This window comes from Daejeonella sp. JGW-45, assembly GCF_029360805.1.
GTDB lineage: Bacteria > Bacteroidota > Bacteroidia > Sphingobacteriales > Sphingobacteriaceae > Daejeonella.
In genome coordinates, this window is record NZ_JARKNC010000010.1 from 949942 (window position 1) to 963181 (window position 13240).

Here is a 13240-nt window from a genome sequence, read left to right on the forward strand (position 1 = left end):
AATGTCAAGAGATTTAAAATATACAAGAAACATTGGGATCGCTGCTCACATTGATGCGGGTAAAACTACAACCACAGAGCGTATCCTTTATTATTCAGGTGTTAGTCATAAAATAGGTGAGGTGCACGATGGTGCCGCTACTATGGACTGGATGGCACAAGAGCAGGAGCGTGGTATTACCATTACCTCTGCAGCTACTACCGTTAACTGGAAATACAGGGGAGATACATACCATATCAACGTGATTGATACCCCGGGGCACGTGGATTTTACCGTAGAGGTGAACCGGTCATTACGTGTATTGGATGGGTTAGTATTCCTTTTCTCAGCAGTTGATGGTGTTGAGCCGCAGTCAGAAACAAACTGGCGCTTAGCAAATAACTATAACGTACCTCGTATTGGTTTCGTTAATAAAATGGACCGTTCAGGTGCTGATTTCCTTAAGGTTGTTAAGCAAGTTAAGGATATGCTTGGAAGCAATGCTGTTCCATTGCAGATCCCGATAGGTTCTGAGGATACTTTTAAGGGTGTTGTTGATCTGATCAACTTCCGCGGTATCGTATGGAATGAGCATGATAAAGGGATGACCTTTACTGAGGTGCCTATTCCTGATGAGTTGAAAGATGAGGCTTTAGAGTGGAGAGAGAAGTTACTTGAATCGGTAGCTGAGTATGATGAGTCTTTGATGGAGAAATTCTTCGAAGCTCCTGAGACAATTACCGAGCGTGAAGTTTTAGATGCTCTTCGTAAAGCGGTATTGGATGCCAAGATCGTACCTATGGTATGTGGTTCTTCATTTAAGAACAAAGGTGTTCAGACTATGCTTGATTATGTGATGGAATTATTGCCGTCACCAATGGATGTAGAAGGTATTGTTGGAACGAACCCGGAAACTGGTGAAGAAGTTCTTCGTAAGCCAGATCAGAAAGAGCCATTTGCAGCTTTAGCATTTAAAATTGCAACGGATCCTTTCGTAGGACGTTTATGCTTTATCCGCGTATATTCAGGAAATCTGGAAGCAGGTTCTTACGTACACAATATGCGTTCTGATTCAAAAGAGCGTATTTCACGTATCTTCCAGATGCATGCAAACAAGCAAAACCCAATTCCAAATGTTGGAGCTGGTGATATTGCTGCGGTTGTTGGATTTAAGGATATTAAAACAGGAGACACTCTTTGCGATGAGAAACATCCGATCGTATTAGAGTCAATGAACTTCCCTGAGCCGGTTATCGGTCTTGCGATCGAGCCTAAAACTCAGGCTGACGTTGATAAGCTAGGTATGGCTTTGGGTAAATTATCTGAAGAGGATCCTACTTTCCGTGTTCAAACTGACGAAGAGACCGGCCAGACTGTAATTTCAGGAATGGGTGAGCTGCACCTTGATATCATTATGGACCGTCTTAAACGTGAGTTTAAGGTAGAAGTAAATCAGGGAGCTCCGCAGGTGGCTTACAAGGAGGCGATCACCGGAACTACGCAACACCGTGAAACATATAAGAAACAAACTGGTGGTCGTGGTAAATTTGCGGATATCCAGGTTATTATTTCTCCTGCAGATGAAGGTAAGAGCGGTCTTGAGTTTGTTAACGAAATTTCAGGCGGTGCTATCCCACGTGAATTCATCCCTTCTGTACAGAAAGGTTTTGAAGCAGCGATGGTGAATGGTGTTCTTGCTGGTTATCAGCTTCAGGGGATGAAAGTTCGCTTAATTGACGGATCATTCCACGCGGTCGATTCGGATGCACTGTCTTTCGAGATCTGTGCCAAATCTGCATTCCGTGAGGCGTTGCCAAAATGTAAACCGGTATTAATGGAGCCGATCATGAAGATCGAGATCCTTACTCCTGAAGAGAACATGGGTGATGTTATAGGTGATATGAACCGTCGTCGTGGTCAGCTTTTAGGAATGGATACCCGTGCGGGTGCCCAGGTTATCAAAGCTACTGTGCCACTTTCTGAGATGTTTGGTTATGTAACCCAGTTACGTACTATAACTTCAGGACGTGCTACTTCAACCATGGAATTCGACCACTATGCTGAAGCTCCTAGGAACGTTCAGGAAGAGGTTGTTGCCAAGGTGAAGGGTAAGAAAGCAAACGCTTAAGAAGTTATAAGTTATACGTGATACGTTGTAAGTTAAAGACGCCGGTCAGAAGACGTACAACGTATCACGTAAAACATACAACTGCTGAAATTTAATATTAAAAATAAATCTTCCTCGGTAACTAATAGCTCTTATCGGGGAATAAAACTAAAACAATGAGCCAAAGAATCAGAATCAAATTAAAATCTTACGATTACAATCTGGTAGATAAATCTGCTGAGAAGATCGTGAAGACTGTTAAACCAACAGGTGCGGTAGTTAGCGGACCAATTCCCTTGCCGACAGAAAAGAAGATCTTTACAGTTCTTCGTTCACCTCACGTAAACAAAAAGGGACGTGAGCAGTTTCAATTATGTGCTTACAAACGTTTATTGGATATTTATAGCTCCAATTCTAAAACGGTTGACGCGCTGATGAAACTGGAGCTTCCGAGTGGGGTTGAAGTGGAAATCAAAGTTTAAGGCTTTAAAATTTCAAAAAAGCTACCGAGGGGTAGCTTTTTTTATTTAATATCTTTTAAAGTCCGATACACCTTTTATGTCCCCGAGCTCTCAGTCAGGTAATCCTAAAAAAAGCCGTTTAGCAGTCAGCGCAGTATTTTTCGCATATGGTCTAACATTTGCAAGTTGGGCATCCAGAATTCCCACCATTCAGCAGAATCTTGATATTTCAGATGGTGTACTGGGTTTGGTTCTATTTTCACTTCCAGCAGGATTATTCTTTTGCCTTCCATTTTCAGGATGGATCATTAATCACTTCGGAAGTAAAAAAGTAGTAGTAACGGCGGGATTAGTCTACACAGGTTTGTTATTACTAATAGGCCTGTCACAAAATCTTATGCAACTGGTAGCCGTACTGTTCGCCTTCGGCTTTTTTAGCAACCTTCTTAATATTGCTGTTAACACGCAGGCTGCCGGGGTGGAGAATTCTTACAAGAAGCCAATTATGGCAACTTTTCACGGGATGTGGAGTCTTGCCGGTTTTGCGGGCGCGGCAATCGGAACGTTGATGATGGGTTATGGCGTTGAGCCTGCATATCATTTTGTGCTTATTTTCATGCTTATGTTGCTTATCATCTTCGTCAGTACTAAGAATATGCTGGATAAAGATGCCGGGCAAAGCGCGGACGGTTTAAAATTTGTTATGCCCGACAGGCCTCTGTTAAAATTAGGTGTGATAGCTTTCTGCTCGCTTGTTTGTGAAGGTACAATGTTTGACTGGAGCGGTGTTTATTTCCTTAAGGTGGTTAAGGCAGAACCGGCATGGGTAGGGGCAGGATATACAGCGTTTATGATCTCAATGGCTGCCGGACGTTTTATAGCTGATTCGGTAGCTCATAAGATCGGTGTTAAGCGTGTGTTGCAGTTAAGCGGTCTGCTTATGGTTACGGGGCTTCTTATTTCAGTAGTATTTCCCTATCAGATCCCGGCGATTATCGGGTTCCTGCTGGTTGGTATAGGCGTGTCATCGGTAGTGCCACTTGCTTACAGCGCGGCCAGTAAATCAACGACGATGCCTCCCAGCCAGGCACTTTCAACTGTGACAACAATAGGTTTTTTCGGCCTGCTAGTCGGGCCTCCGGTAATCGGCTTGATATCTGGTGCAAGCGATCTGAGAACGGCGTTCGCATTTCTGATCATTATGGGTGGATTAATGCTCGTCCTGTCATCTATCGGACGATTTAAGAGCAATGGAAATGATGCGTAATAAAAAAGCCTTCCATTAGGAAGGCTCTTCTTTTTAACTGGTTAGACTAGTTGTTGGGTTTAACTTTCACCGTATCATCGTCTACTTTTATTTTGCCTTCATCACCTTTGATCTTAAGCTCTTCGCCGTCTGTTTTTACTTTGCTGCCATCTTCATACTTGATCTTAATATCATCTCCGTCACGCTTAATCTTCGTTTCATCAAGCATCCATTTGCCATCAGTTTTTACGATGACATCATTTACCACCAGACCCGTTTTGAATAGCGTATCGCCAGATCTATCGATATAAAACTCAACCGGCACTTTAGTTATACTGTCAACAGCCCATCCGGTTTCAGCATCGGCAATAACGTACACGGTCTTGCCGCTGTTAAGGTCTGTATATGATCCCGGCACTACCTGGGTAGTGGTCGACGTCATTTCGGTCGACTCGCTCACCATTGTTGAATCTGTGACATCGTCGCCGGTTTTTTTGTTATTACAGGCTACAACTGCCGTACTTATCGCTGCAAATGATAAGATTTTTAATAAATTTTTCATGTTTGTTTGTTTGTTTTAGTTAGGGTGTTTTAAGATTAACATCCTTTAATCCAAATTGTTGCTAGTTTTTAGACTTTTCTACTTTCCCGTCTTCTATCTTGGTTTTCGAGTCTCCGTCCTTGATCTTAATATCGCCGTCCTCTGATACCTTCTTTTTATAGTCTCCATCTTTCAGTTTTGAATCACCGTCACCCTCAACTTTAAGCTTGTAATCATCACCTTTGATTTTATAGTCATCCCCGTCAAATTTCTTTTTGTAGTCTGTATACTTAATGGCTACGTCTTTGTCGTCGAAGTCTATTTTTGCCTCGTCAATCTCAAAGTAATCATCATCCACCCTGGTGATTTTATTATTCACAACAGCACCAGTGGTGAAGATCGTATCACGGTCATTATCTACATACAGATAGACTGGTTTTTGTGTTACGCTATTAATTGCATAGCCCGTCTCTGGGTCGGCAATTACCTGAATAGAATCGCCTGAATTAAGATCGACATATGTGCCTGGTACAACTTTGTCTTTATTGTTGCAGGCAGCCATGAGCAGTATACATAGGGCAGCAGAAAGATTTAAAATTTTCATGATGTTGTTTATTGTTTGACTGGTAACAATCTCCTCGTCAAATGGTTTCAGTTAGTCAGATCGGGATGGTTATTAACTTCATTTTTGGGTAAATAATTGCTCAAAACGGGGAATTAATATCGCACTTTTTGATACGGGAATCTTTCCGGAAAAGAAAGAAAAAGGGCTGTTGAATGCAGTTTAATAGCCGTGGCGGAGAAAGGGCCCACATATATGTTAAAGCTCTGAAAAATAGGCCCGATGGTATGATTATCGCTTTATCGCGCGTAGTTAAACTTGAATCACAGTATAGTTTACAAAGATAAAGTGCAATTGTTGAAGACCGTGAAATTTTTGATTGTCCTGACACTATTTTTCCTGAAGCCATTGCTTTCATCGGGGCAGGAATCAGTCGAGATGCATGTTCATGCCGGCGAGTCGTTTTACGTCCACGCTTCCGAGTCTGTGGGTATAGTTTCAAACGTTATAAACTCAGGATCATTCGGCACGTACCCTGGTGCAGCAGTTAATTTTTCGGGGCAACGATGGACCAATAACGCAGGCAGCCGCCTTGTTGACGAAAGTGCCAGCGGTTCGGGCGGATTGGGTGGTTACGTCAGATTTATATCTGCAAGCGGCTCCGCTCAGTTTATTGATAGCCGGAATACGGTCCCGTCTGCCAATGGATTTCCAAATCTGGCTATCGCCAATACCGGAAATGTTGTTCTGGAGGGAGCAGATCTCATCATACGGGGAACCCTGAACTTCGAAGCTGGCAAACTAATTTTAAACAACCGGAATACCGTGTTGGCATCGAATGCCACAATCACGGGTTATGATAACACAAAGTTCGTTGTTACCGGAACTGGTACCGACGGGGGATTTTTAGTGAGGAATGTGTCCGGAACTCAAATTGCTGATATTGTTTATCCAATCGGGGCTACTTTAAACAGCTATACGCCTGCATCGATTAACTATAGGGGAGTTGCTCAAGGCATCAAAGTACGGGTTTTCGAGAACGTGTATGAAAGGGCCGTCTTTGGGATGCCCGATAATGTCAACTATGTTCCTAAAACCTGGAATGTGTCGTTTGCGATAAGTGATCCTTCTGCGGTAATGAGTCTGAGTACTCAGCACAATGCCAATGAGGAGGGATCAGCTTTTGCCGCGAAGCGCTCAGAAAGCTACATCAGCCGTTATATCGCTTCAACCGAGAAATGGGATAAAATTGCGTCAACCGGCGTCAGCCCGGCTAATATTACAACAGGTAATGCTATCGCAAATGCCTATCTGAATTCCCGGGCAGCTATTTCCGGATTTTCTACTAACGAATATTTCTCTAAATCTATACTCAACGCAAATACAAGTCCGATAGCAGGATTACGCATACCTGCAGGGATCTCGCCTAATAATGATGGGCTGAACGAGAAATTTATCATCGAAAACCTTCAGCCTACCGACAGGGTAAGGCTTGACATCTACAACAGGTGGCAAACACTTGTATTCCGCGACGGGAACTATAAAAACACGTTTGACGGTATTGGCAACCAGAAAGGGTTGGTCAATAACGAACTGCCAGATGGTACTTACTACTACATTTTGAACATAAATACTGAGAAGCCCATAACAGGCTATATCGTAATTAACAGGTAAACAGATGAGGATCAGTACTATTCAAAAGGGGCTTGTATTGGGATTAATATCATTGATCTCTTTCGCGCTTCGCCTGCAGGCCCAGCAGCTGCCTCTGTATTCTGAATATATGTTTAATACATTCGAGATCAACCCTGCTTATGCCGGCGGAAGGGATGCCATACAAATAACCACAATGTTCCGCAAGCAATGGACCGGTTTTAAGACCGCTCCTCAGAGCACTTTTCTTTCAGTGGATATGCCGGTTACCGATAAGCGTATAGGCCTGGGATTAAAAATAGTGGATGACAGGGACGAAATCACAAAAACGGTAGGCGCTCAGGGAGCATATTCATATAAAATCCCTTTAGGTGATTATTCTGCTCTGGCATTCGGACTTCAGGCCGGAGCAATGAATTTTAAGTCTGATTTTACGGAGGTCGATGTGATCGATCCCAATGATCCCTCTTTCAGCCAGGTTGTTAACTCTGTAAAGGTAAATTTTGGCACGGGCGCTTTCTTTAATACTGAGAACTTCTTTGTGGGACTCTCAATCCCTAATTTGATTAAGCAGAACCTGAAGAAAAACAGCATCGATAACCCGGGTGATATTAAGCAGAATACTCATATTTATTTCAATACAGGGTACGTTTTCCATCTTAACGATGATTTTGTAGTCAAGCCGTCGGTGCTGGTTCGCGGCCTTGTAGGCAGTCCCGTCTCGGTTGACGTAAATACAAATTTATGGATAGCAGACATGTTATCACTTGGCGCCTCTTATCGAAATAAGAGCGCTATTGTAGGGATAATAAACTTACGCGTTCTCCCGGAATTATATATGGGATATGCTTACGATCATAGCATATCCCGTCTGAATATAATCGCAAAAGGTTCACACGAAGTCATTTTAAGGTACGAGATACCCATCGGGCGGACGTCCCTTTCACCACGATATTTTTAATTTTATGAAAAATTTATACTCTCACCCTCTTGTTCAAAGTAGCCGTGTTTGTAAAGCACTGCTGATCATCCTGATCGGCATTCTTGGTTTTGAGCGCTCCCAGGCACAGGTTAAGATAGGGACTAACCCCGATCAGGTTCAACGGTCGTCAATTTTGGAACTGGAGAGCCAAACCAAGGGTTTGCTTTTGCCAAGATTGCAGGATACCACTGCAATCAATGCCCTGAATCCGTCTGACGGCATGCTTATTTACCTTGAGAAAACACCCAAAAACGGACTGTATGTTAGGAGGAATGGCGTCTGGCACTTTCTTACAGGCGTTAGTTCGACCAGTACAGGCGGTCCGGGTTTTGATCCAAGTACATTAAATCTGGCTACAATTGGTGGAAAAGTAGATCCTGCCACTCAGATCTCAGCAGCCAGTGGAACAGTTTCCGGCCAGGTACTTACCTGGAACGGGACTAACTGGGAGCCCAAAAGCATTGTGCAGGTTTCGACAACGATCGTCGAAAAAGCTAAAGAATTCAATACAGCCTCAGGTGGAAACGTGGTGATTGAGGCCAACAGTACCGGTGTCGTGAAAGTTCCGGTAACCGGTGCAGTGGTGGGAGACATCGTATTTGTCGCTTTAACAGGTGATACGCCGGATTTCTCGGTTTACAATTCCTGGGTTAGCGGCCCAAACGAAGTAAGCATCCGCTTTGCCAATTATCAGGCGGAGCCGGTGACAATTATCGGCACCCAATACAAAGTTTTACTAATGAAATAATGTCCGCCCTGTGCGAACCTTTAAATACAGCATTCTAATTCCCATTATATGAAGCACGTTTTACAAAGATTCTTCCGTTTTGCCTGCATTGCAGGCTTAATATCCGGGGCATTGGGCACCGCCCAGGGGCAGTCGAGGCAGGTTAGGCTGGGAGATAATATGGGCGACCATATAGCCCTGCGGGACATGGACATTAATAATAAGCAGATCCTCAACTCATCCAGGATCGCAATAGGGGTGGCCACGATCACAAACAGCAGTGTAGCGTTACAGGTGGATGGCTCAGATAAGGCTATTCTGATTCCGCGTATAACGAGTCTAACGGCTATTAACACACCAGAAAATGGGATGATGGTGTATAATACGGCCGATAGTAAGTTCTACGTTCGTCAGGGAAATGAGTGGATTTCTTTTGCAGATGGAGCAGGTTCAGTGGTTTCTATGAATGGGAAAATAGGAGCAGTGACCTTTGAAGGTGATGACACAAGTATTTCTGTGGATAATACCGGAACAAGCATCGTGATTTCAGCTCAAAGTGCAGCAGCGATCTGGAATGCCAGTAAGCTTCAGGGAAATACAATTTCGGGTACTTCACCAATTTCCGGGCAGGTTTTGGGATGGAACGGTACACAATGGATGCCCGTAGATATGACAGCAAATTCAGCTTTGGTAGTGACTAGTCCGGCCCAACCAGCGATCACTTCTTTAGGTACTCTCAGCAAGTTGACAGTAACCGCTCCCATTACCGGTAGTATTACCGGCAATGCTGCAACTGCCACTAAGCTTGCAACATCAAGGAAGATAAATGGAGTTGGTTTTGACGGTTCTGCAGATATTACCATCCCAACTACGGCCGCGGCGAACACATTAACCGGAACAACGCTTAATGCTGCGATTGTTAATTCGTCCTTGACTTCTGTAGGAACATTAACGGATCTAACAGTTACTAATCCCGTTACGGGAAGCGTCACCGGTAATGCAGGCACCGCTACCGCTCTGGCTACCCCTAGAACGATCAATGGAGTTGCTTTTGACGGTACGGCAAATATCGATATTACGGCTGAGGCCGATGCCAATCAGTTGACCGGTACGACATTGAAATCGTCGGTGGTTAATTCCTCGCTGACTTCTGTGGGAACCTTGACGGACCTGACGGTTAGTAATCCGATAGCAGGGTCAGTCACTGGTAATGCAGGTACTGCTACTAAGCTTGCTACCTCCAGAACGATCAACGGGGTAGCTTTTGATGGAACGGCGGATGTCAACATTGGTTCCTCAAATTTGCCATTTACGCCGGCAGGAAGTATAGCAGCAAATAATGTGCAGGCTGCTTTGGTTGAGTTGGATGGAGATAATGTTCTGAAGGCAAACCTTGCTTCTCCAGCATTAACGGGTACTCCAACGGCACCGACCGCTGCGCCGGGCACCAACACTACCCAGGTGGCCACCACGGCTTTTGTAACGGCTGCAGCCGCAGCAGGCACAGCTGATGCTGACGCAACGACTAAGGGAAAGATCCAGTTAGCAGGAGATCTGAGCGGAACAGCCGCAGCACCGGTGATAGCAGGCAATGCTGTAACGTCAGCAAAGATTGCTGACGGAACGATCGTTGGGACAGATTTAGCTGATGGTGCAGTAAGCTTAGTTAAACAGGCTGATATTGCTGCTGCGTCATTGATCGGTAGAGTTTCAGGCGGTACAGGAGCGCCAGAGGTGTTAAGTGTATCAGCGGCTAAATCACTCCTTTCATTAAGCAAAACCGATGTTGGTCTAGCTAACGTGGATAATACAGCTGATGCAGATAAGCCAGTTTCTTCAGCTACTCTCTCTGCATTGAATGCCAAGGAACCTTTGATCACTGCCGGAACCGCTGCTCAATACCTGAAAGGGGACAAGACTTTAGGTACATTGGATAAGACTGCTGTTGGCTTAAGTAATGTGAACAATACAGCCGATGCTGATAAACCGATCAGCACTGCGACCCAGACAGCACTCGATGGAAAGGCTACTAACGCTGCTTTAGCATTAAAAGCCGACCAGAGTGCAGTTGACCTGAAAGCCCCCCTTGCATCACCGACCTTCACAGGTACTGTATCCGGTATCACGGCCGGAATGGTTGGTTTAGGTAATGTGAACAATACAGCCGATGCTGATAAGCCAATTAGTTCGGCTACCCAGGCAGCCCTTGATGGTAAAGCCACTACTGCTGCTTTAGCATTAAAGGCTGACCAAAGTGCAGTGGATCTGAAAGCACCTCTTGCATCTCCAACATTCACCGGTACTGTTTCCGGTATCACTGCTACAATGGTTGGATTAGGCAATGTGAACAATACCGCTGATGCTGATAAACCGATCAGTTCGGCTACTCAAACAGCACTTGACGGGAAAGCTGCCAGTGCAGATCTTGCTTTAAAAGCACCACTAGCATCTCCAACATTTACCGGAACTGTTTCTGGTATCACTAAGGGAATGGTAGGATTATCAGATGTAGATAACACTTCAGACCTGGCTAAGCCAATCAGCACTGCAACTCAAACCGCACTTGATGGAAAAGCTACAACCGCTGCTTTAGCATTAAAGGCTGACCAGAGTTCAGTTGATTTGAAAGCACCACTAGCTTCACCAACTTTTACCGGAACTGTATCTGGTATTACTAAAGGGATGGTAGGATTATCAGATGTAGATAATACTTCCGACCTGGCTAAGCCAATCAGTACGGCTACTCAAACCGCTCTTGATGGAAAAGCTGCTAGTGCAGATCTTGCTTTAAAGGCACCACTAGCATCTCCGACATTTACAGGAACTGTCTCAGGTATCACTGCAGGAATGGTTGGACTAGGTAATGTGAATAACACTGCTGATGCAGATAAACCGATCAGTTCGGCTACTCAAACCGCCCTTGATGGAAAAGCCGCCAGTGCAGATCTGGCTTTAAAAGCACCACTAGCATCTCCAACCTTTACAGGAACTGTCTCAGGTATCACTAAAGGGATGGTAGGATTATCAGATGTAGATAACACTTCAGACCTGGCTAAGCCAATCAGCACTGCAACCCAGACAGCACTCGATGGAAAGGCTACTACAGCTGCTTTAGCATTAAAAGCTGACCAGAGTTCAGTTGACCTGAAAGCCCCTCTTGCATCTCCGACTTTTACAGGAACTGTCTCAGGTATCACCGCCACAATGGTTGGATTAGGTAATGTGAACAATACAGCTGATGCTGATAAGCCAATCAGCTCAGCTACTCAAACTGCCCTTGATGGAAAAGCTGCCAGTGCAGATCTTGCTTTAAAAGCACCACTCGCATCTCCGACATTTACAGGTACCGTATCTGGTATCACTGCGGGAATGGTTGGCTTGGGTAATGTGAACAATACAGCTGATGCAGATAAGCCAATCAGCTCAGCTACTCAAAGTGCCCTTGATGGAAAAGCGACTACTGCTGCGTTGGCATTAAAAGCTGACCAAAGTTCAGTTGATCTGAAAGCGCCCCTTGCTTCACCAACTTTTACAGGTACTGTTTCCGGTATTACTAAAGGAATGGTAGGATTATCAGATGTAGATAACACTTCAGACCTGGCTAAGCCGATCAGCACAGCAACCCAGACAGCGCTTGACGGTAAGGCGACTACAGCTGCTTTAGCATTAAAGGCTGACCAGAGTGCAGTTGACCTGAAAGCACCCCTTGCTTCACCAACTTTCACCGGAACTGTCTCAGGTATCACTAAAGGAATGGTAGGATTATCAGATGTAGATAACACCTCAGACCTGGCTAAGCCAATCAGCACTGCAACTCAAACCGCACTTGATGGAAAAGCTACAACCGCTGCTTTAGCATTAAAGGCTGACCAGAGTTCAGTTGATTTGAAAGCACCACTAGCTTCACCAACTTTTACCGGAACTGTATCTGGTATTACTAAAGGGATGGTAGGATTATCAGATGTAGATAATACTTCCGACCTGGCTAAGCCAATCAGTACGGCTACTCAAACCGCTCTTGATGGAAAAGCTGCCAGTGCAGATCTTGCTTTAAAGGCACCACTAGCATCTCCAACCTTTACAGGAACTGTCTCAGGTATCACTAAAGGGATGGTAGGATTATCAGATGTAGATAACACTTCAGACCTGGCTAAGCCAATCAGCACTGCAACCCAGACAGCACTCGATGGAAAGGCTACTACAGCTGCTTTAGCATCAAAAGCTGACCAGAGTTCAGTTGACCTGAAAGCCCCTCTTGCATCACCAACATTCACCGGAACTGTATCCGGTATCACTGCAGGAATGGTTGGACTAGGCAACGTGAACAATACTGCTGATGCAGATAAACCGATCAGCTCGGCTACTCAGACTGCCCTTGATGGAAAAGCTGCCAGTGCAGATCTTGCTTTAAAAGCACCACTCGCATCTCCGACATTTACAGGTACCGTATCTGGTATCACTGCGGGAATGGTTGGCTTGGGTAATGTGAACAATACAGCTGATGCAGATAAGCCAATCAGCTCAGCTACTCAAAGTGCCCTTGATGGAAAAGCGACTACTGCTGCGTTGGCATTAAAAGCTGACCAAAGTTCAGTTGATCTGAAAGCGCCCCTTGCTTCACCAACTTTTACAGGTACTGTTTCCGGTATCACCGCCACAATGGTTGGACTAGGCAATGTGAACAATACAGCTGATGCAGATAAACCGATCAGCTCAGCTACCCAAACTGCCCTTGATGGAAAAGCTGCCAGTGCAGATCTTGCTTTGAAAGCACCACTAGCATCTCCGACCTTCACAGGTACTGTATCAGGTATCACTAAAGGAATGGTAGGATTATCAGAGGTAGATAACACTTCAGACCTGGCTAAACCGATCAGCTCGGCTACTCAAACAGCCCTTGATGGAAAAGCTACTACTGCTGCTTTAGCATTAAAAGCTGACCAGAGTGCAGTTGACCTGAAAGCACCCCTGGCATCTCCAAC

The 13240-nt window shown here is 44.9% G+C and carries 9 protein-coding genes; 7 read left to right on the forward strand and 2 right to left on the reverse strand.

Going from position 1 to position 13240, the window contains the following annotated elements:
• The first annotated feature begins 1 nt into the window (after position 1).
• From fusA to P2W76_RS17860, 3 genes are all read left to right on the forward strand, one after another.
• On the forward strand, positions 2-2107 hold the full coding sequence (gene fusA / locus P2W76_RS17850; protein WP_276349263.1) for an elongation factor G: 2106 nt from the start codon (positions 2-4) through the stop codon (positions 2105-2107).
• A 155-nt stretch (positions 2108-2262) separates the two neighbouring features.
• Positions 2263-2568: a 30S ribosomal protein S10 gene (rpsJ, locus tag P2W76_RS17855; RefSeq protein ID WP_079703587.1), complete on the forward strand. Its 306-nt coding sequence runs from the start codon at positions 2263-2265 to the stop codon at positions 2566-2568.
• Positions 2569-2644: 76 nt separating this feature from the next.
• Positions 2645-3814, forward strand: a complete 1170-nt coding sequence (locus tag P2W76_RS17860; protein ID WP_276349264.1) for an MFS transporter — start codon at positions 2645-2647, stop codon at positions 3812-3814.
• A gap of 46 nt (positions 3815-3860) precedes the next feature.
• Here P2W76_RS17860 and P2W76_RS17865 read toward each other — a convergent pair whose 3' ends face one another.
• Together P2W76_RS17865 and P2W76_RS17870 are read right to left on the reverse strand one after the other, a co-directional pair.
• The gene (locus P2W76_RS17865; RefSeq protein ID WP_276349265.1) at positions 3861-4355 is read right to left on the reverse strand and encodes a hypothetical protein; all 495 of its coding nucleotides are present in this window, start codon (positions 4353-4355) and stop codon (positions 3861-3863) included.
• A gap of 61 nt (positions 4356-4416) precedes the next feature.
• On the reverse strand, positions 4417-4938 hold the full coding sequence (locus P2W76_RS17870; RefSeq protein ID WP_276349266.1) for a hypothetical protein: 522 nt from the start codon (positions 4936-4938) through the stop codon (positions 4417-4419).
• 276 nt (positions 4939-5214) lie between these two features.
• Here P2W76_RS17870 and P2W76_RS17875 point away from each other — a divergent pair, with 276 nt between their 5' ends.
• From P2W76_RS17875 to P2W76_RS17890, 4 genes are all read left to right on the forward strand, one after another.
• Positions 5215-6570 (forward strand): gliding motility-associated C-terminal domain-containing protein, encoded by a 1356-nt coding sequence (locus P2W76_RS17875; RefSeq protein WP_276349267.1) that lies wholly within the window; start codon positions 5215-5217, stop codon positions 6568-6570.
• A 4-nt stretch (positions 6571-6574) separates the two neighbouring features.
• Positions 6575-7510 (forward strand): type IX secretion system membrane protein PorP/SprF, encoded by a 936-nt coding sequence (locus tag P2W76_RS17880; protein WP_276349268.1) that lies wholly within the window; start codon positions 6575-6577, stop codon positions 7508-7510.
• A gap of 4 nt (positions 7511-7514) precedes the next feature.
• Positions 7515-8279 (forward strand): hypothetical protein, encoded by a 765-nt coding sequence (locus tag P2W76_RS17885; protein ID WP_276349269.1) that lies wholly within the window; start codon positions 7515-7517, stop codon positions 8277-8279.
• A 48-nt stretch (positions 8280-8327) separates the two neighbouring features.
• Positions 8328-13240: hypothetical protein (locus P2W76_RS17890; RefSeq protein WP_276349270.1), on the forward strand; the 4913-nt coding region annotated here is incomplete at its 3' end.

Bases quoted from the DNA above. Each gene is read 5' to 3' on its own strand.
- rpsJ (WP_079703587.1), top strand. From the start codon at position 2,263: ATGAGCCAAAGAATCAGAATCAAATTAAAATCTTACGATTACAATCTG.
- P2W76_RS17880 (WP_276349268.1), top strand. From the start codon at position 6,575: ATGAGGATCAGTACTATTCAAAAGGGGCTTGTATTGGGATTAATATCA.
- P2W76_RS17870 (WP_276349266.1), bottom strand. From the start codon at position 4,938: ATGAAAATTTTAAATCTTTCTGCTGCCCTATGTATACTGCTCATGGCT.
- P2W76_RS17860 (WP_276349264.1), top strand. From the start codon at position 2,645: ATGTCCCCGAGCTCTCAGTCAGGTAATCCTAAAAAAAGCCGTTTAGCA.
- P2W76_RS17865 (WP_276349265.1), bottom strand. From the start codon at position 4,355: ATGAAAAATTTATTAAAAATCTTATCATTTGCAGCGATAAGTACGGCA.
- fusA (WP_276349263.1), top strand. From the start codon at position 2: ATGTCAAGAGATTTAAAATATACAAGAAACATTGGGATCGCTGCTCAC.
- P2W76_RS17885 (WP_276349269.1), top strand. From the start codon at position 7,515: ATGAAAAATTTATACTCTCACCCTCTTGTTCAAAGTAGCCGTGTTTGT.